The following is a 21,483-nucleotide window of genomic DNA, read 5'->3' as shown; positions in this document are numbered from 1 at the left end:
TGGATGAGAACGGCATTAACGAAATGGAACCGAATGAGTCTTATTAAACGAATTTTACTAGGAATTGTCTTGGGGATTGTCTTGGCCCTGATCGTGCCCGGTGCAACAGGAATTGCACTTTTCGGTTCCTTATTTGTCTCAGCATTAAAGGCGGTTGCTCCAATCTTAGTGTTACTTTTGGTGATGGCCGCTATATCCAACCATCGAAAAGGTGTTCAAACCAATATGAAAAGGATTATCGTCCTTTACGTTATGAGTACCTTTCTGGCTGGGCTACTCGCGGTTGTGGCAAGTTTCCTATTTCCGGTTACATTGACATTGGTATCGGATGTGCAAGAATTGACTCCACCTGATGGCATTGTTGAGGTCCTGAAGAGCTTGTTATTGAAGTTGGTTGATAATCCGGTAAGTGCACTGATGAACGCTAACTATATCGGTATTCTGGCTTGGGCCTTGCTGCTAGGTGTTGCTCTCAAAAGCTCGAGTGATAACACTAAAAACCTGATTACTCAATTCTCGGAAGCTGTATCGAAGATTGTGAAATGGGTAATCCAGTTTGCACCGTTCGGAATTATGGGTCTTATTTTTGACTCCATTACAACAAGCGGACTTTCATCTTTGTTGGGATACGGCAAATTACTTTCCGTTCTTGTTGGATGTATGGTGTTCACCGCGCTTGTTGTCAATCCGCTAATCGTATATCTGAACATTCGTAAGAATCCATACCCCCTCGTCTTTCAGTGCTTAAGAGAAAGCGGAATTACGGCATTCTTTACACGAAGTTCTGCGGCGAACATTCCAGTCAATATGAGATTATGTGAAAAGTTAGGATTGGACAAGGATACGTATTCGGTATCCATCCCGTTGGGCGCTACGATTAATATGGCGGGGGCAGCCGTTACCATATCGGTCTTATCCCTTGCAGCTGTTCATACGATGGGTATTCAAGTGGATTTTGGAACAGCGCTGATTCTCAGCGTGTTATCCGCTGTAGCTGCTACAGGTGCCTCGGGCGTGGCGGGTGGCTCTCTTCTTCTTATTCCTATGGCATGCAGCTTGTTCGGCATATCGAATGATATTGCGATGCAAGTCGTTGGGGTTGGCTTCATCATCGGAGTGTTGCAAGACTCATTTGAAACGTCCCTGAATTCATCCTCGGATGTCTTGTTTACCGCTACAGCAGAATACGCTAAGAAACGTAAAGAAGGTAAGAAAACAGCAGTTCAACTCTAAACCAACAGCAGTTGGCCTACCATATCCCCTCCTGGTTACAGTGAAAAAAGATCACATGATGACATGCGATCAACACCGTGGACCCGAGGGGATTTCTTCATTACAACGTAAAATGGAACAATAACTTCTGCAACATTTTTTCTCCATAGAAGAAGGCATGAGCGCTCCGTTTCTTGCATCAGCGTTACACATTATTAAAAAATCCCCTTCAAGTAACCACATGTTCTGAACGAACACCGTTTACTTGAAGGGGATTGATCTGTACTCTACTTCTCGAATCGGAACCAGCCGAAGTCAAACTGACTGCCTGGCAGGAAGATAAAGCTTACTTTCTGTTCACCTTTCACCTGTTCAAGCTCAAACACCCGTTCTTCGTATCCACTCGACTGTGTGAACTCAACCAGCTGGTTGCTCTGTCCGTCCGCACCTGCGAAGCGAATATGAATCGTATTCTTATCAATCGGTGAATGGCCGTAGATCACGAGCTTCGACGTGCCTTCTGCCGTAAAGTCCATGTTTTCAAACTCCAACGACACGTTGTTCCCGATACCTTCAACACGGTCACCCTCAATTTTAAACGTATCTCCGTAGAGATGGTCACAGGATGCAGCCGCATTCTGCTCGAAGGCCCGACTCTGACGTTCGAAGGAGAAGCCTTTAATATGAATCTTCTGCTTCAGTACAAAACAGATCGACGTAATTCCGCTAAGACGTTTGGACAATTGGTACGTCTCTTCCTGGTATACATTCCAGATGGACTCTTTGTCATACACCACATCCGCGATCATCGTACTTCCTTCTTCATCCGGCATACCTTCCCAAATCTGAATGAAGTAATCCTCACTAGATAGCGTGAAAATAGGAATCGTAATGGTATCGGAGCCGTATGGTCCGAAGTCAATATTACGGAAGCCTACATGCGTCTCTCCGTCGCGACTTGTCGCTACCCCACGTTCGTTGCCGTTACCAACCTCACCTTTGGTGTAATCGTACAGTCCGCCCGTAATGAAACCGTATGGATCTTTGTATGCTGTGCCGAGACCTTCCGCCTTGAACTCCAGCTGGGAGATGAGTTTCGTTTTATCCGTACCGTTGGTGCTGGTTGCGCGAAGACGGAACTCTCCGTCACCTATAGCCGATACCTTCACCGCATGTTGATGCTCACCGTTGTCGCCCGTTTCTGCTTGAACAGCTTCCACCTTGGCAATGTTGGACTCGATCCCCGCATCATTCACAACAGCCCACTCGATATCACGGTAGGAAGTGTTCTCCGGGTACAGCTTGGCGGTTACGACTAGCTCCGGGTTAGATGGATCGAGCAACTGTCCTGCTTTACTGATGATCTCAATTTTCCGCAAAGGAATCTCCTGAGCATTCCCCGTTAGCACCGGACGTTCTTCATTGTTCATGAAGACAGCTTTCGCTAGTTTCTCATCAACCAGTTCCGCATCCACAATACGCGATTCAAACTCAGCTACAGCCCCTTCCAACCCTTCGGAAGAAACTTCAATCCGCACCGTTCCAGGTTCATTCGTCGCTCCGATGATCGCCATCAGTTTGCCGCTGAACAGTCTTCTGCTCAAACCTTTATATGGATCGTAGTCCGTGCTGTCCCCGTTATCCAGACCCAGCAATCGTCCTGCACCCGTCACCTGAACTTGTACGCGATTGTTCGCATTGTGAACCGGATTACCCGCCTCATCTTCCACATCAATTTCTACAAAAATGAGGTCTGTACCATTCGCTTGCAGCTGCTCCCGATCTGCTTGCAGACGAATTTTCTTCGCATCCGTATAGGATCTTTGCACATCGGTTGCAATGATCTGCCCGTTCTCATCATAGGCGATCGCTTTCAGCTCGCCCTCTTCGTACGGCACTTTCCACCAGCCAGACAGCTGTGTTCCATTGGCATGATCGATATCGTACGTGCCAATCGTTTTACCATTGAGTTGTAGCTCAATCTTCGGTGCGTTGCTGCACACGCGTACATCAATGATCTGACCCGGGCTGAAATCCCAGTAAGGGAACAAGTGAACCATCGGACTTTTCTTATAATCCGTCCAAGCCGCTTGGTAGATGTAATAGGAGTCTTTCGGGAACGTTGCTGTATCCAGCTGTCCAAAATACGAATTCTTCGTATGATACGGTGTCGGCTCTCCGATATAATCGAATCCGGTCCACAGGAACTGGCCCAGTGAATAAGGCGTATCCCGCTCTGCCAAAATGCAGTATTCTGCCGACTTCGCACCCCAGCTCGTCGTACTGTTACCCAAAGCCGAGCACTGCTCATCATCATCTGCCAGAATCGGCTGTTCGAATGGGAAGTGATAGATACCACGACTCTGTACCACAGAAGACGTTTCACTACCATAGATGATCCAATCTGGATGTTCTTCATGATGTTTGTCGTAATATTTTTCCGCGTAGTTGTAGCCTGCCAGCTTCACAATATCCGCGCATTTTTGTGCATTTTCCCATGGCATGTAGTTGGAACCAATCGTCACACCTGCATTGCCTTTTGGATCAAACTCCAGCACATAATCCATCAGCATCCGGGTTACTTCCTGTCCACGCTCATCCGCATGGGTATCATAGATTTCATTCCCGATACTCCACATGATCAGGCTGGCATGGTTACGGTCGCGCTTCACCCAACTCTTCACATCGGTATGCACCCACTCTGGGAAAAATCTCGCATAGTCGTATGGCGTTTTGGCACGTTCCCACATATCGAAGGCTTCAGACACAACCAGCATACCCATCTCATCCGCAAGTTCCATGAACTCTTTGGCAGGCATATTATGTGCGGTGCGGATGGCGTTAACACCCATTTCTTTGAGCAAAACAAATCTTCTACGCAATGCCGTCAGGTTAAAAGCAGCTCCCAGCGCACCGAGATCATGGTGTTCACACACGCCGTTCAGCTTCATCTTGACTCCGTTCAGGTGGAACCCTTCATTGGCATCCAGCTTGATATCCCGGAATCCAATGCGCTGTGATACCGATTCAATTGTCCGATGTTCCTGATCATCCGAGGTCAATCGCAGCTCCGTCACCAGTTCATACAGATGCGGTGCATCCGGGCTCCACAGGTTAGGATTCACAACAATAAGTTGTTGGCTATCTGTCGCTGCAACCGCTTCTTCAACCACCGAAGCCGTAACATTCGCTTGGCTGGATGCCACCACCTGACCTTCATACAAGATCGTATGCACCAGCTCTGCCTGCTGATTCTGTTCCAGGTTGAGCTCGGTATCCACTTCCACCTGCCAGCCATCCGGCTGCTGCTGAATCGATACATACGTTCCATCCGTTACAATATGGTTACGGTCTCTCGTTTTCAGCCACACATGGCGAAAGATTCCGGCTCCGGAATACCATCTGCTGTTCGGGCTCTGATGCACCACTTTGACTACAATCTCATTGTCGCCTTCCACTAGTGCATTCGTGATCTCATGCTCAAAAGCGGAATAGCCATACTTCCACTCCCCAACCAACTGCCCGTTCACATACACCGAAGAATCCATGTATACGCCATCAAAACAGAGCAAAAGCTGCTGCTCATCCTTCGTGTAGTGGAACGTCTTACGGTACCATCCAATGCTGTCTTCATACAGTTCGAGCGTATTATATATCAGCCAATCATGGGGGAGTTCCACAGGTTCATATACCAGACCCGCAGGTTCCGTAACATCCAGCTTACTTTTCGCAAATTGCCATCCATCATTAAAAAGTCTCTTCTGATTCATGGTAGATTCTCACTTTCTTGAAATAAATTATGATTACGGTTACAACACTAAATATCGCTTTTTACGAAAACCTTTTCGGAAGTATTCAAGTATGACTGTAACACATAACCCGATTATACCACCAGTCTCTTCCCTATACCTCCATTTCGCAAGATTTTTTAGCCATAATGATGAACATTTTATTCCCTTCTGGCATTCGAACTCAATAACCACAAACCAAAAAGGCAACCCGTCTAACGGGTCACCTTCTATATCAATCCTTTAGCACGCCACTTCTTCTCTCAACACTACTTAACCTCTATCCCTTGTAAAAAGGGTTCCACCCTATGCCTTTGCCCGATGGCATCGCGCCTGGCACCCCATCCGCTTCAAGCAGCGGACGGACAACTAACTTCACGGGCCACTCCCTGCTCTCGAATATCGCATGAGCGAGCTCGGCCCGATCGGATTCGGGAAGCTGCACATGTTGCAGCGCTTCCTTCCAAGCCTGCTCTGTGATCTCCCATAACTTCGTTTCCGGAATGTGATACACCTCGCTCAATGCCTTCATGATCGCAGCCAGATTCACCTGCGTCCCCAAAGACTGCACATAGAAGATCAGCTTCTGAACCGTCTCATTATACAAGCTGTTCGAGTAGCCAGGTCGAATATGGTAGGCAGGGTCTGCAATGCCATGCTTGTCCAGATAAGGCTGATGCAAACGCACCGAATCATGATCGCGGAACAAAAGACCCTTTACCTGATTATCCCGTAACACCAGACAGCAGTTCTGACCATGAATCTCGGGTACAACGCCCACCTTGAACAAACGCATCACGATATCATAGAACGTCGTAGCTATATTATTGTAGAAATCTACCACGTCCGTACTGCTCGGGTTATCACCCAGAATGTCCGTCAATAGATGATGCCCTTCCAGATTCACACCCAGTGCAGCCATTGGAATGACTTTATAATCATCATCCAACAACTCAGAGGGATACACACGAATCTGTGCAGCCAGGTGGCGGGGATGATCATCGAACAGTCCCATGGATTCCGGCATGAAACCCCACCAGTTCTGCTCTTCGCACATATACACCTTGTCCTTCAACGTCTCGTCACAAGCTACAGCTTGCCTTAGCATCCGTTCTCCAGCAAGACCATTCAGCAGCTTCACTACCGGAAGATAGCGAGCTGCCCCCAGCGACAGCACACTAACCGGTAGCTTGAACATTAGGGTAGATTCGGTTGACGGAGCCATCGAGCGCAGAGAGGATGTGGCCTGTACGTCGCCCCCTTCTACATCCAATACGACAATGCTGCCTTCCTCGACCTCTCCAGTGAAACGGGGCAGGATCACATGTTCCAATTGCCATGGATGAACAGGCATCGGCAGATATTCGTCCAACGTGATCCCTTTGCGGGTAAACTCGGCTTCCACTACTCCACGCTGAACATCGTCTAACACGTCCAAAATGGACATCCCATCTTCGCAACCTTGCTGCACTGCATCCAACCGTATAGCCACCCAGCGCAGCGAAATCGCCTTCCCGAATTCCGCTGCATACCGTGTGACATCCTCTGCATTGAATCCCACTTTGGCTTTGGACGATGGGTGAAATGGACGATCCCGTAATGCCGCAACGCGCTCCCCCTTGATAAACCATTCATAAGCAGAAGCTGGGACGTTGGTGGACAGATACTGGACTTGTTCCCAGCCCAGAGCATACTGCTCCACAGCAATGTCCAGACTAGCAAGAAACTCCGCCACTCCGGGCTGCGCATAGGCCTCATCCGACAAAGCCTTCTGTAACACGGCACGTCCAACCTCTACCGGAGAATCAAGGAGAACCCAGCTTCCATCTGGTTTCTCCTCGTAGATTGGTGAACCCTGAACCCATTGAGTCCCCTGTCTTACTCCTGTTTCAACCAAACACAGCACGCCTTGAGTGTGTAATCTATAGCGAGAAGCTACATTATGATTGTGCTCTTCGCTGTCATATTCCTTATACAATCGACGGAACGGTGCAGGGGCCTTAGCAAAATCATTGAACGAATAACCTTCTAATGGAAGCAATTGCTCCGACAAGAAGGCGTTCATCAGATCCGCCATAATCCGGCGTTCAGCGGCTTGCAGACTGGTACGCTTCATCAGTGTTGACATGATCATTGTCCTCCGTCAAATAATGGAATGCCGGGTGCGGATGCCCCAGAAAATCATGATGCGAGATGGTCCAGCAATAAGCTCCAGACTTTTCAAACAAAATAATATCTCCCACGCGCAGCAATGCTACCTCCGCATCAGCATGCATGCGATCTTTGGGTGTGCATAGCTCACCTACGATATGGACTCGACGACCTCTTACCTCTGGCCGGGCAAATGAATGCTTCCAACGGTCTGTCCCCATAATCTGAAATGGATGGTTATGTCCCCATGAAGCAGGCAGACGATTGTGATGCGTACCTCCCCTTAACACGGCAAAATACTGATCATGAGAAGTTTTGATATCCGTAACCTCTGCTGCGTAATATCCGTGGTCTGCCACCAGCAGTCGACCCGATTCAAAATACAGCTGGCCTCCGCGTGAAACAAGGCGCTGTCTGGCTTCACTTTGCTCCAGCAGAGAAGTGAATAATGGCCAGTCGAATCCGGGACTGCCATCATACGTGACACCGAATCCACCTCCTGCATTCACCACTTCCACAGGTAGATCATACTGCTGCTGCCACTGCTCCACCTTTTGCAAATACAGCTCAATCATCTCGGCGTGCAGCCTGGCATCCATATTGTTGGACAAGGAATGGAAATGGAACCCGCTTAACCGAACCACACCCGCGCCTTCCACACGAATGAGTTCGATGGCTTCTTCCACCGCCTCTTCATCGATGCCAAAAGGACTCGGCCCACCGCCCATGACAATCTTCGCCTGGGGTAGCGTACTGCTTCGCAGGTTGATTCGGAGCAGTATGCGCACTTCCTGCGCTTGCTCCGGATTCTGCTCCCACTCTTCCTTCTGCCTGCTCCCATGCACCTGCTCCATCGCTCTCTCTTTCGCAATCGCAATAATGCGCCGCAGCTCCAACAGACTCTCCACATGAATGTAGCTCACGCCATGTTCCATCGCCAAACGCAGTTCGCTCTCCTTTTTACCCGGACCTCCAAACAGAATCGGAACCTCTCGGCTTACATCTCTAACCTTCAGCACCTCTCCAATTGAAGCCACTTCAAAGCCCTTCACGAATGGAAGCAACGCCTCAATGATGCGCGGATCTGGATTCGCCTTGATGGCGTAAAACAACTGTGTGTTTCCGGGCATACAGCCTAACATCTGACGTACTTGTTCCTGAATGCCAGCCAGGTCGTAAACGTACGCACATACCGGTTCTTCCATCCCGCGTTGCAGTTCATCAATCGCATGCCATACACTAGGTTTCATATCTGCCCACCCGCATCCCTGTAGTCATTCCGTTTTTGGGCATATGCCCGAAACGCCGTATTCCGATCATCACCAAGCACGTATATATGTACTCCCCGCTCAGCCCAGAGCGACATATCCTCCACACCTCTGGTGACCGTTGCATAAGGTATTCCGCACTGCTGGGCGGTAGCATGCAATTCATCCAGCGCACGTCTCACATCCGGATGCTCAGTCTGCCATGGCACACCGAGTGATTGCGACAGATCCGCCGCCCCTTCCAATACAAAACTCACCTGAGGGTGAGACAGAATCTGTGCACTCTGCCGAACGCCCTCCACACTTTCGATCATGGGTACAACCATCAATTGTTCGTTCGCTTCCCCAATGTATCCCGTGAGCGGATATTTCCCGAATACACCGGGACGACCGCTATTCAAGCTCCGCATACCAACCGGATGATAGTAGGCGTGACGAACCGCTTCCTCCACCTGCTCCAATTGCTCGACATGCGGAATGACGATACCTTGTGCGCCACAGTCCAGCACCTTAAGAATCTCCGCTCTCTCCACCTTCGAGATCCGAACCAGCGGGGTTAGGCCGACCAGTTCCGCCGCACGGACCAACTCTTCCACCTGCTCCATCGATATTGCGGCATGTTCCAGATCAATAATGACAAAGTCATATTCCGCATGTCCGATCATCTCAATGATCACCGGGTGTGGTATGGATACAAAAAGGCCATAGACGGGCTGTTTGCGTGCAATTTTTTCCTTCAGCGTGTTAATTCTCATTCGACGATTCCCTTTAACTCGGGTGTTCTCTTTGATTCAAGTGCATCCTTCGATATCTTGAGCGGATTGCTCGCTTTGCGGAAATATAACTCCCCATCCCCATACAGACGGCGCTTGGTCATCTCTTCGATCAGTGCATCTTCGGCAAAAAGGTCAAATGCAGCGAAGCGCTCCTTGTACTCCGGGTGCTCTCGCTGATAATCCACAATTACACCTGCGCACAGCTGCCAGAACGCTTCCTCCGACAACCCAAACTTCTCCAAAGCCAGCGCAATATCCGTCATACAGATAAAAAAGAATGCATCATACGTATAGTCCCGGACTTCCGACACATCTCCCGCATAGATGAAGGAATACCGATTGAACTTGCGATGGGTTTCCGGCTCGGGGTTCAGCTTCGGTGCCCTTTCCGGGTACATCAGTTGATCCGGTACGTAGCGGACACCATCATGCAGATCCTTGATAATGATTCGTTTCGGCAGATCGCCTTCCAGTACCAAAATAATATTCTGAGCATGAGATTCCAGCGCAATCCCGTGTGCATAGAGCAGATGAATAATCGGCAGTGTAACTGTGCGAACAAGGGCCTCGCTCCACTTTTCCACACCATGTCGTTCTACAGCATCCTGGATAAACGGAACACCATTGGGCTGCACCAACATCAACGCATTCAGCGGCCATGCCGTCTCACCTTGCTTCAGGTGAACAGAAACATTCTCCCGCCAGATGGCACCGAGTGTACCGTAGGCCCGTCCATATTGGGTTGCAGGCAACTGCTCATAACGAAATGACAGTCCCATGATTTCTTTCAAAATGCCAAACTGCACCTGTTGCAACAGCTCATCCTCACGAATGAGTTCTTCCAGCCAATCGCTGATCAGCGGTGCGTTCTGGGTTGTATGCTGTGCCAGAATGCGCGTACTCGACGTGTTGGTAATACTGAGGGCCAGCTTGATGTAAGGGGCTTCCGGATTTATCCGGTTCGAGAGTGAACGGATCGACTGCTGCGCACGATAGGGCGAAGACGATAGTCCAAGATACACGATGTCCCCATCCATCCGTTGACGGGCATATACCGACTCCAACTGATGCTCCCACTGCCATGGATGAACTGGAATGAACACATAGCGATCATCCGCGTCAGAACCTCCCATTTCCCCATCCACCTTGCTGTCTTTGCTGCCAACGCTAGAGCCTATTGAGCTATCTTGAACCGCTGTTATTTCACCAACCTCGGCACTGCTCTCAAGCTGATCTGCACTCGTCGCATATGCGTTGACGTTTTCGCCCATGTCCGCACGACCTTGTTGTTGCAGGATCTGTTGAAATCGCTGCATATCCTCTACGGTCAGATGTTGCCCTACCAATTCTTCAGAGCTATACCCTGCGGATACAGCGGTCTGAGCCAATTCTTTTTTCACAGCAACCCAGACTAATGCAACCTCCGTGTTAAATTCAGGGCCATAGGCCAGATTGTCTTTCAAAGAAAATCCCAGCCTCGACTTATAACTCGGATGGTACAGATGACCGTCAGTCATATGACTTTCAAGCGCATCATAATGCCGATCCTCACTCGGAATGTTCGAAGGTAATATCGCCCGGCACTGACTATCCTTTGCCATCGTTTCGAGCAGTTCCTGGATAAAAGCCGTGACATTTGCACCTTTCAAAGCATTCAACACCATTTCTTCCAAAAACAGATCCAGATCGGTGCAAGGTACGCCTTCTCTTTGGATCGAACCCTTCTTCACCTTCACCCGGCCAAATGAAAACTTCCGTTCGGCTTCACATGTGTACGCCACAGGTTTTCCTGACGATGTAAGTCCCTCGGTTCGCCATTCGCTCCCACTTACATGACTGTCCAGAATGCCTTCGAACCACATCGCCTCCAACGTCTGCCGCATGATCCGTTCCTGTACACCCACGTAGACTGCTTCTGTCCTGCCGCCTGCTTCAGCCCTGTATCCCACGACTCCCACGTACTTCACTCCCCATTCGTTTCATTACATTGCTCACCGGCACGTAGGCCGGGGTCTGGCTGATCCCTCTTAGACAACTCACCAAGTTTTGTTTGGCCAGAAAAGCATCCGTTGTCAGCAGATGTTGCACATATGCATTGCCCGTTCGTTCCAGTTCATCTACAAGTACCTCACGTACCTGTTTCCAGAAATGCTCCTCGGATACGTTCACATCTCGCGCCATGGCATGAATTAGAGAACCCAGATGATTGACGATAAAATAGTAAGAAGTCCGCGCCCAGGCTTTCTCTCGCGAATAAAATAATAAATCGGACGCAGCACGATCCTGCTCAAGGATAAGTTCCTCATCCACACTGACCCCTTCCAGATCGCGGACGATAAAATCAACAGGCAACCCATCCTTTAAGGTCACAAGGGTATTCTGCAAATGAGCTTCAAAATGAATACCTTTCTCTCCCGCCGCCCGTACAATCGGCAGCAGAGAACATTTCAGATAACGATCCAACCAACGCTCAGCTATGTCACGTCCACCACCCAGCATCGTCATCAGTCTCGACCGCATCCTGGGAAGCGGTGCTTCTACTAGACTGGATAAGACATACGTATTCTCGACATCAAACTCAATGGGCCGATAAGCTATCGTAAACAGACTGGTTAACTCTTCATCTTCAAAAGCACAAGTCGCAACACCTGTCTCATACGCAATATACGTGTTCGGTTCGGCGCCGAAGCAGTCATGCTGCCTGACGTACTTGGAGGCATCCAGTGTTCTGCGCATCTGCTCAGCACTGTTAGTGCGAATCATGTTGGTGATCTGCATATTCAGTGACAGCTTGATATTGCAGTTCCATTCGGGAACATAAACTGTACGGACCGAAGAGGTTGGATAGACGGTAGGCCCCGCACTACCGAGTAGGATTAATTTTTCATCTCGAATATAGTGCTGTACCTCTGACAACCGTGATATGTATGCGTATTGCCATGGATGGACAGGCAGCAGCCCATACATTCCACTTTTTTCTTTTAAAATAGGCTCCACATGGCTCCGCAGGAGATCATGCAAATCCATTACCGCCTCATCATCCACCCATTCCTGCACGTAGACGTCCTGCCTCACGGCGATATAACAGAGTTGAAACGATGTCCGTAACTCCGGACTGTAGTTCTGAACATCCTGCTCGCTAAAGCCTTTGGAATTCTTCGGGAAAGGGTGAAACGGATGACCATACAACAGTGACTGTTCCGATGTGCGATAATCGTGGATGTCGAGACCGGCTGCTTGTTCGATATACAACGTAAGGTTACCGACACTGTTATCTACCTTTTGTGCAAAATCTTTGGCATACGTCGCATCTACACGATTCGTATTCTCGCCCTTTGGATGTGCAATATCCACCTCAAGTGAACGCTTCATTTCCATCACACTTTTCTTCATTCCATGTTGGTCCGAACTCGCTCCCTGTTTCCCATTCCCGCTTAGCTCAGATGTGATCCAACGAACAAGGTCACGATAATGCACCACTTCCCTGCCAGATTCCATGCTGAGGTATTCATGCTCCCCCATGGCAGAGTAATAAGACAAGCGTCCTGTCACCGTCACCCCGCTGGCTTGAAAAGCAACAGCGTACGTCAGCGTATTTGGATTGATCCGAATATCGTTTTCCTTCTCTAGTGCAAGCTCACGGATGTAACAGTTCATCAGCAGTTTGCATGAATGTTCATGGGCCTGCTGCTCAGCCTCAGACCGGAGCTTGTTTTCCATCTCGAACAATGATGCCAACCTTCTTTCGGGTTATAAGTAAGACCAGGGGAAGTGTAAGCAGTATGGCGCAGCCAAGTCCGATACAAATCTCTTTGAGCGCTCCCCATTTGGCCATCTCCATGGACGTTCCTGCCCCGGCAAGCCATTGCCAACGCATATCGTAATATAGGGTCAAGCCCATCACCGCAAACGAAGAAGCGAGCCGCTCAATTGTGGTCGATAACACCGAGCCTTCATGCATGTCTTCCTCCGGTAAAGCCTGTAAACCAATAGCAGAGATACTCATGCCTGACAGACCAACGCCAATTCCCCGGCACGCCATGAGCATACCGATGATCCAGATCGATGCTCCCATGGGTAGAACCGCAAACGACAGAATGGATATCGACACCAGCAACGTGCCCCATGCGATAAAATGTATGGACCGACCTCGGTCCAGCAAGCTGCCGCCAATCCACATGAACAGACTTGTGCAGATGGATAAGGGAATGAACAGCGCACCGGACATGGCTGGTGACAAGTGGAAGACATCCTGGAACAACAATGGCAATGCAAAGATCACGCCAAACATCACACAATCCTGAATCGTCGAGATCAGCACGGTCAGCGGAAAGACGGCATTACGCCGCAGCAACTGGTATCGGATCAATGGTTCCTTGCGACCGTTCTCTGTCTGGATAAAACGAATGAGTAATCCCACACCCAGTGCAATCAGCAGCCAAGGTACCCATACCACCACAACTGGACTCGCGTACAACTGTACCCCCAGACTAAGAGCACCTACAGCACTGATCAGCAGCATGACACTGGATGGATGCCATTTTTTCCTACGGGCAGGGATATAGGTCTGAATGACTCGACCGCACCCGATCAACGAGAATATAGCCAGTGGCACGTTAAGCCAGAACAACATTTCAAGCCGTCCATACTGAATGATGAAGCCCCCCAGTGTTGGTCCGGCAGCCGGAGCGAGCATAAGCAGCAAACCCCACGCTCCGGTAATTCGCCCTCGTACCTCCGGGCCGTATACATCAAACAACAGCACAAGGGATAACGGAATCATCAGCCCCGCGGCAACGCCATGCATGAAACGAACCAGCAACAGTACTTCAATAGAGTGATAAAACAACGCACCTGCTACCGAGAACAGTCCATAGATACTGATGCCCAACATATACGTCTGCTTACGCCCTAGTCGGTCCACAATCAGGGAAGCCAGCGGCATTGTTAACGTCATAGCCAGCATGTACAGCGCGATGATCCATCCTCCTGCTGTCGTAGAGATCTGATAATATTGCACAAAATAAGGCAGCAGCAGGTTAAATGCACTGTTGGTCAGCACCAGCGAAAAGGCACCGATCAGAATCGCGAGTAATACTGCATGCCTCTTCATCAGGGATAGCTTCAACATGCAGCCGTTGCTAAAGCAATCGCTTCAGCTACCGATTTCTCAAAGATCGCAAGGATTGCACCCGATTCTTGTTCCGTAATATTCAGCGGCGGCAGAAAACGAACAACAGCTGAATGACGCCCGCCCAGTTCTACAATTAATCCATTCTTGAAACATTCACGCTGAATAGACTCAGCCAGCGCACCATTAGGCAGATAATGACCCAGACGATCCTTGCGTCCCATTGGATCAACCACCTCAACGCCAATCATCAGTCCTCTACCTCGCACATCACCAATCTCTGCATACCGCTCTTTCATTGCATTCAGTTGATTCATGAACTGCTCACTGCGTAGATGCACGTTGTGTAAAACATCCTGTTCCCGAATATAACGAAGTGTCGCAAGTCCCGCTGCCATGGCTAGTTGATTGCCACGGAACGTGCCTGTGTGTGCACCAGGTTGCCATTGATCCAACTCTTCCTTATAGATGACGACAGACATGGGCAGACTTCCGCCAACTGCTTTGGAGCAGATGATTACATCAGGTACAATCCCGGCATGTTCGAACGAAAACATTCGCCCTGTCCGTCCGATGCCTGTCTGCACTTCGTCGATGATAAGCGGAATGCTTCGCTCTGCCGTGATTCGGCGCAGCTCCCTAAGCCATTCAATATCTGCCGGAATGGCTCCACCTTCACCCTGTACCGTCTCCACAATGACCCCACACGGTGCGGCAATACCGCTCTCGCAATCATCGAGCAGGTTCTCGATATACTGTGCGCTCAACCGGGCCGTCATGCCTTCACCAACACCAAATGGGCAGCGGTATTCATAAGGAAACGGCAGGAAATGAACATCCGGTAGCAGGCTTTGCAGATGTTGTTTCTTGCTCAGGTTGCCACTCATCGACATCGTCGCTTGGGTCGAACCGTGATAACCACCTTGAAAAGCAAGAATGGATTTACCACCTGTAGCATGTTTGACCAGCTTAATGGCAGCTTCTACCGCATCGGCCCCGGTTGGACCACAGAACTGAATCTTGGCTTTATCTCGCATCTCTTCCGGAAGAATGGAGAATAGTTCTTGCATATATGAAAGCTTCAGCGGTGTTGCCAAATCCAGTGTATGTAGCGGAATCTGCTGATCCAGCACATCGCGAATGGCGTTGATCACCGTGTCATGGTTATGTCCCAGCGCCAATGTTCCTGCACCAGCCAGGCAGTCGTAGAATACGCGGCCTTCCGTATCGGTAATCTTCACCCCATGGGCCTTGCTAATGACTAGCGGGAAATGTCTGGGGTACGATCTTGCATTGGATTCCTTCTCATTTTGCAGCTTCAGATATTCCGTCTGCACCTCTTGCACCTCTACTGACATAGCCCTCTAACGCTCCTTATAATCGATTCAGGCTGAACCTGCTGCCTGTGTTTCTCGTTCTGCATCTTTTATCCGTTGTTATCAGCTATATTCCTTTATGCTCAAGTTGCTCCTGACACAGGTATTCCAGGTATAACCGAACCACATCACGAGTTGTTCCACCATGGGGAAAGACGTGGTGTGTCATATCTGGCAAGGCGTTCACTTCCAGGATGCCCCCTTGTTCTCTAGAGATTGGATTGCGGATATCACAACAACGAACATCGACCCCTGCTACATCGATCTGAAGAGTCTTTGCCGCCTGAGTGATCATTCGGGCATTTTCAGGATGAATAATTTCGGTACAATCCTTGTAGAATTCACTGATTTTTCCGGCGGCAGAATTGCGGAGATCGTATAGCTCGATTTCTTTTCCCGCGGCAGGAACTTCATCAAGTGTTGTCCCTTGTGCATGTAATACCTCCAGCAGTCGTTCCGCTTCTGCATTAACCTCGGGGAACGCTTCATACTCGCCAATGTGCGTCATCTCGATTCGATCCTGATTCAACTGCTCTATCAATGCCCGAACGGTTGAAGTTCCGTCTCCCTCGACATAGACAGGCCGATACTGGTTCACAGCCGCCACTTCACCGTTAATGATCAGCACTCTGTAATCGATTCCGGTTACATATTGCTGCAACATGATGCTGCTGCCGTGGACACTCGCAAGATGAATGGCTGCCTTCAGTTCATCTTCGGTACGCACATCCAGAGTCACGCCCATGCTGCTGCTCGCATCCAGCGGTTTCACCACAATGGAGCGGTATCTATTCAGAAAAGCTGCTGCATTGCTCCCCATCTCTGGGATCACGATAAACGATGGTACAGGCATCCCCTGCTCATGCAGCAACATATTGCATGCCTGCTTGTTCTTCGCGAGCAGTCCAGCGATTAACGGCAGACGATGAGATCTGGTTTTGTTAATGATGATCTGCTTGTCCCCTACAGACAGCTTCAGAAAATCTTCGCATCCCTCAAGAAGTGGCTCACAGGTGATGCCCATTTCTCTCGCTTTGCTTATAATGAGTCGGTTTTGCAGATTATGAATCCCTTTCGGAAACACTGAAAATCCTCCTCGATTCGAATGAAGGTACTCGCTCCTATATAAGTTGAATTAAGGATTATTTACACCGAAACTACAATGACAGAACAACCTTCCAATCGCTGTTATCACCAGATTTTTTGAATCCCTTATACAAAGGGGAAATCCGGTGATAAAGGCGAAGCTTATGCTTACGAAGCAGCTTTCTTGCAGAAAGCTTGTAGCTCCGCTTTTTCAGGTTTTTTCTGTCCTCTCCGTCGCATGTAAATGATTAATTCAACTTATTTTGCTCATACGTTCATCAATTTTTATTGTAATTTAATATTGATAATGATTATCAATATCATATAAAATCTATTTTATGGCAATTCGATTTATTTTGTCAATAATAAACTTTTAAGGAAAAATAAGATTTAATTTAGTGTGGGTTTGAGTCGATGCAGGTATGCTTTTATCGAATAATAGGCACAACAAACCGGGCAAGCCTGGGACATGGTTTTACCAACGGCTTGCCTAATTTGTCATCTGTATGATCATACAATGGAGTTGATGTGGAGTTTTGAATAACTTTTGAACGAATCAAAAGCGGACTTGTTGATCTTCAAGCCAATTGTGTATAACGCTGTTCCCCATTCAGCTTCCTTCCCCGTCCGTGCGGGATACAGGTTGGTGTGCCAAAGAGTGGATCAACTGCAATCTCACACTCCATCTGGAAGACTTTACGGACCATGTCCTGTGTAACAATATCTTCCGGATTACCTTCTGCGTAGATGGACTTGTTGTGAACAGCCACAATGTGATGCGCATAACGACATGCCAGATTCAGATCATGAAGTACCATGACAATCGTGCGTCCTTCCCGTTCGTTCAACTCAAACAACAGATCGAGGATATCAATCTGATGTGTCATATCCAGATAGGTTGTAGGTTCATCCAATAGTAGCGTTTCGGTACCCTGCGCAAGTGTCATCGCAATCCAGGCACGCTGACGCTGTCCACCGGACAGTGCATCCACAGGCCGATCCGCGAGTTCTGTCAGATGTGTGGACTCCAGTGCCAGCTTGACCATACGCTCATCCTCTCGTGACCATTGCTTCAGCCATGTTTGATGTGGATAACGTCCTTGCTTAACCAGTTGGTTCACCGTCAAGCTTTCCGGAGCGGTCGGGCCCTGTGGCAGGATGGACATGCGTCTTGAAATTTCCTTGGTCGGCAACTTTGCAATCTCTTCGCCATCCAGCAGCACCGAACCGGAGCTGGATTTCAGCAACCGAGCCATCGTACGCAGCAGCGTAGATTTACCACAGCCGTTGCTGCCAATCAGGACGGTAATCTGTCCCTTCGGAATGGTCAGGTTTAAATTTTCAATAATGGGATCTGCTCCATAGGAGATCGTAAGCTCCTTGGCTTCCAGAATACTCACAGCTCTCTCCTCCTCAAAACTGATTTCGATTCTTGAACAACAAATACAGGAAAAACGGTGCGCCTACGCCTGCGGTGAATACCCCTGCGGGAACATCAAGCGGTAGGAAGGCTGTACGAGCTATGAGATCTGCAGCAAATACAAGCAAAGCACCAACTAGTCCAGACACAATCAGCATACTGCCAAACATCCGGCCGACCAGCTTCCGGGCTATGTGTGGAGCGATTAGGCCAACAAACCCAATGGTTCCCGCAACCGCAACGGCAATTCCCGCCAGCAATACACTGCATAACAACAACGCTGAACGATGCCGCTGCACAGTTACACCCAGCCCTGTGGCCAGATCATCCCCGAACTCCTGTGCATTCAGACTGCGAGCGAACCAGATTGCCAGCGGTACAACAATCACGATAACCGGTAGAATCGTTTGGACATCGGTCCACGACGCTCCGTATATACTTCCTGTCAGCCAGATATAGGCTTGACCTGCCGTGTAGAACGGACTAAGAATTAACATAAAGGTCGTCCCAGCCCCGGTAATGGCCGATACTCCAATCCCGATCAGCACCAGACGGATCGGACTGACTCCCTTTTTCCAGGCAAGCACGTAGATGATCAATGCCGTCACAATTGCACCAGCGATGGCGAACAATGGCAACACCTTGATACTTACCGCTCCACCCAGCAACGTAACAAAACCTACAGCTGCAACGGCCGCACCGCCGGTGATGCCGATCACATCCGGTGAGGCCAGCGGATTACGGATAATACCTTGCAGAAGTGCGCCAGACATACCGAGGGCTGCTCCTACGAGCAGAGATAATAACACCCGTGGCAGTCTTAAGGTCAGCACGACGAAGTCATGCTCCCCTTCATTCAGACCGAATATCGTTCGAAGCACATCCAGCGGAGAGATAAAGTCACTACCCACACTGGTACCGACAACCCCTGCCACTAAGAACAGAAGGATACATATACCAATGACAACCAATGATTTTCGTTCCATTTGCACCGAAACGGTGTCTTTTTTGTTGCGGAAAGTCAACAGCTTCCTCATATCTTCGTAACCCCCTTGCGGGCAATGTACACGAAGAAGGGTCCGCCAATCAGTGCAGTCATGACACCAAGTGGAACTTCCTGCGGCATAATCACCAGCCTTGCAACCACATCCGCAGACAACAGCAGAATCGCTCCCCCTACAATAGAGTAAGGAACGAGCCATCGGTAATCATTGCCCACCAGTGCACGCATGATATGTGGGACAACCAGACCAACGAGCCCGATCGAACCGGCTACGGCAACTGAACCACCCGCCAGTAATACCGTAACCACTCCCATGAGCACCTTGACCAGAAGTACATTCTGTCCCATGCCTTTGGCGATATCATCACCCGTCAACAACAGATTGATGGCTCTGCCCATGAACAAAGAGACAATAGCTGCGGCTGTCATGTAAGGCAGAACAGGATATAACATATCCAATGTCCGCCCGCTAACTGAACCGGCAAGCCAGAACAATACATCCTGCAATCCGGTTCCATCCAGCACCAGAATGGCCTGTGTGAACGAGGCAAACAATGCTGAGATAGCCGTACCCGCCAGTACAATTTTGATCGGTGTCAGGCCATCACGACCGAGGGAACCTAGCCCATATACAATTGCCGCCGCAACGGCAGCCCCTGCAAAACCAAACCACATCATGGTGGTTAGCGAAGATACGGACAATACAACAATGGCAATGACAATAAAAAAGATCGCCCCGGCATTGATCCCGAACACACTTGGCGATGCCAGCGGGTTACGTGTCAATGCCTGCATGAGTCCACCCGCCACGGCCAGACTTGCTCCCACAACGGCAGCAATAACTGTACGTGGCAACCGTTCCGTCAGCAGAACCACATGTTCCACAGAACTCTCGTCATAGAATTGCAGTGCTTCCCATGCCATCTGAAACGTGATATGTGTACGTCCCAGAATCATACTGGCTAGGCAAGCAAGTAGAAATAATATGAATAAACCAGCCAGTCCATAGATCTTGGCGCTTGCCTTTGTAAAAAGGGGAAACATACTCTCACTCTTTCATCTGTAAAATGATAAAAGACCTGCCTGCCCATACACTTCGTTAACGAATGTCCTGGTGCATGGCAGGTCCTGCTCCTGTTAGTTAGTTCAGGTTGAACTGCTTATATAGATCGTCCAGCATCATGTTGGCCGATGTGTATCCACCTGCCATGTTCCAGGCCACTTCATCGACCTGAACCAGTTGGTTGTTCTTGACTGCATCAAGGTTTTTCCACAGTGGACTGCTGGTCCAATCATCATAATTTTTCTGAATGGCATCGGTTTCTGTACCTGAGTTGAAGTTAAAGATCATGTCTGCATTCATATCCGGAATGTTTTCTTTGGAAGTCAATTCAACTCCCCATGTGTCTGCGTCATGTCCCGCAGGTCTCGTGAACCCAAGTTCTTTCAGAATCTTACCTGCGTATCCCATGTAGAAAATACGAACCTGATCGGCTCTAAAGTTCGTGATGGTTGCTTCAATCGGCAGACGATCCCCCATTTTCTCTTTAAAATCAGCTACACGGCCATCCCAATCAGACAACAATTTATCCGATTGCTCAACCATATTCATCGCTTCCCCAACAGTTTTCACCGTTTCTTTCCAGTCAAAAAGCGTCTCCGTCACTACCGTTGGTGCGATCTGCGACAGTTGCTCATAGATTTCTTCATGTCTGATCTTCGTAGCAATAATCAAGTCCGGTTTCAACTTGTTGATCTCCTCCAGATTGGGCTGGGATTCCTGACCCACTTGGGTTACTCCATCCAGATCTGCTCTCAGATATTCATATACCGGCTGCTGAACCCATGATTCCACCACGCCTGTCGGTTTCACGCCAAGTGCAACAACGACATCATTTGCACCCTGGAACAGTGTCACTATCTTTTGCGGGGTTCCCTTGATTGTGGTTTCGCCCATGGCATGTTTGATCACTCGGGTCTGATCTTCAGTCGCACTGGCGGTTGTATCACTTTCATTATTGCTCTCATTGCTGCTTGCAGCTTGGCTGGACGTATTCGTTGTCTCGGCACTTCCACCCGAAGCACAACCAGCAAGTAGTGAAATCATCAGAATAAGTGCTGCATAAATATATAGCTTTTTCTTTACTTTATACATGAAATCCGTCTCCCCTTTTTTACCTAATTGATATTGAATCTCATTATCAATTGTATTGTAATGGAGATGAAATCATTATACAAGCATTTTATTTGGAAAAACTTCTCACTCCCTGTC

Annotated in this window: 14 protein-coding genes; 1 reads left to right on the top strand and 13 read right to left on the bottom strand. The window is 49.1% G+C overall.

The window, feature by feature from the left end; genetic code table 11:
• The first annotated feature begins 3 nt into the window (after window positions 1-3).
• Window positions 4-1,233 (top strand): serine/threonine transporter SstT, encoded by a 1,230-nt coding sequence (sstT, locus tag NST33_RS04810; RefSeq protein WP_237176813.1) that lies wholly within the window; start codon window positions 4-6, stop codon window positions 1,231-1,233.
• 266 nt (window positions 1,234-1,499) lie between these two features.
• On the opposite strand, the gene NST33_RS04805 is transcribed toward sstT, so the two are convergent.
• From NST33_RS04805 to NST33_RS04745, 13 genes are all read right to left on the bottom strand, one after another.
• Window positions 1,500-4,982, bottom strand: a complete 3,483-nt coding sequence (locus NST33_RS04805) for a glycoside hydrolase family 2 TIM barrel-domain containing protein (protein WP_339307007.1) — start codon at window positions 4,980-4,982, stop codon at window positions 1,500-1,502.
• A gap of 298 nt (window positions 4,983-5,280) precedes the next feature.
• A complete protein-coding gene (locus tag NST33_RS04800) occupies window positions 5,281-7,128 on the bottom strand; it encodes an IucA/IucC family protein (protein ID WP_339307005.1) in 1,848 nt (615 codons plus the stop codon).
• Window positions 7,088-8,401 (bottom strand): type III PLP-dependent enzyme, encoded by a 1,314-nt coding sequence (locus tag NST33_RS04795; RefSeq protein ID WP_339307003.1) that lies wholly within the window; start codon window positions 8,399-8,401, stop codon window positions 7,088-7,090. The genes NST33_RS04800 and NST33_RS04795 overlap by 41 nt, the downstream gene beginning before the upstream one ends.
• On the bottom strand, window positions 8,398-9,174 hold the full coding sequence (locus tag NST33_RS04790; RefSeq protein WP_339307001.1) for an aldolase/citrate lyase family protein: 777 nt from the start codon (window positions 9,172-9,174) through the stop codon (window positions 8,398-8,400). Before NST33_RS04790 ends, NST33_RS04795 begins: the two co-directional genes overlap by 4 nt.
• Window positions 9,171-11,153, bottom strand: a complete 1,983-nt coding sequence (locus NST33_RS04785) for an IucA/IucC family protein (RefSeq protein ID WP_339306999.1) — start codon at window positions 11,151-11,153, stop codon at window positions 9,171-9,173. The genes NST33_RS04790 and NST33_RS04785 overlap by 4 nt, the downstream gene beginning before the upstream one ends.
• Window positions 11,128-12,915: an IucA/IucC family protein gene (locus tag NST33_RS04780; protein WP_339308608.1), complete on the bottom strand. Its 1,788-nt coding sequence runs from the start codon at window positions 12,913-12,915 to the stop codon at window positions 11,128-11,130. Before NST33_RS04780 ends, NST33_RS04785 begins: the two co-directional genes overlap by 26 nt.
• A complete protein-coding gene (locus NST33_RS04775) occupies window positions 12,893-14,308 on the bottom strand; it encodes an MFS transporter (RefSeq protein WP_339182262.1) in 1,416 nt (471 codons plus the stop codon). The genes NST33_RS04780 and NST33_RS04775 overlap by 23 nt, the downstream gene beginning before the upstream one ends.
• Before the next feature lie 11 nt (window positions 14,309-14,319).
• Window positions 14,320-15,684 (bottom strand): diaminobutyrate--2-oxoglutarate transaminase, encoded by a 1,365-nt coding sequence (locus NST33_RS04770; RefSeq protein WP_339306997.1) that lies wholly within the window; start codon window positions 15,682-15,684, stop codon window positions 14,320-14,322.
• An 85-nt stretch (window positions 15,685-15,769) separates the two neighbouring features.
• Window positions 15,770-16,786 carry a hypothetical protein gene (locus tag NST33_RS04765; RefSeq protein WP_339306995.1) on the bottom strand — a complete coding sequence of 339 codons (1,017 nt, stop codon included), beginning with the start codon at window positions 16,784-16,786 and terminating at the stop codon, window positions 15,770-15,772.
• Between the two features lie 580 nt (window positions 16,787-17,366).
• Window positions 17,367-18,188: an ABC transporter ATP-binding protein gene (locus NST33_RS04760; protein WP_339306993.1), complete on the bottom strand. Its 822-nt coding sequence runs from the start codon at window positions 18,186-18,188 to the stop codon at window positions 17,367-17,369.
• Window positions 18,189-18,201: 13 nt separating this feature from the next.
• Window positions 18,202-19,245 (bottom strand): iron ABC transporter permease, encoded by a 1,044-nt coding sequence (locus NST33_RS04755; protein WP_339306991.1) that lies wholly within the window; start codon window positions 19,243-19,245, stop codon window positions 18,202-18,204.
• On the bottom strand, window positions 19,242-20,255 hold the full coding sequence (locus NST33_RS04750) for an iron ABC transporter permease (protein WP_339306989.1): 1,014 nt from the start codon (window positions 20,253-20,255) through the stop codon (window positions 19,242-19,244). The genes NST33_RS04755 and NST33_RS04750 overlap by 4 nt, the downstream gene beginning before the upstream one ends.
• Before the next feature lie 97 nt (window positions 20,256-20,352).
• Window positions 20,353-21,366 (bottom strand): iron-siderophore ABC transporter substrate-binding protein, encoded by a 1,014-nt coding sequence (locus tag NST33_RS04745; protein ID WP_339306987.1) that lies wholly within the window; start codon window positions 21,364-21,366, stop codon window positions 20,353-20,355.
• Window positions 21,367-21,483 lie beyond the last annotated feature (117 nt).

Source organism: Paenibacillus sp. FSL L8-0435 (assembly GCF_037965655.1).
GTDB lineage: Bacteria > Bacillota > Bacilli > Paenibacillales > Paenibacillaceae > Paenibacillus.
The sequence above is the reverse complement of the archived record's forward strand: the minus strand, read 5'-3'. Positions and strand labels throughout refer to the sequence as shown.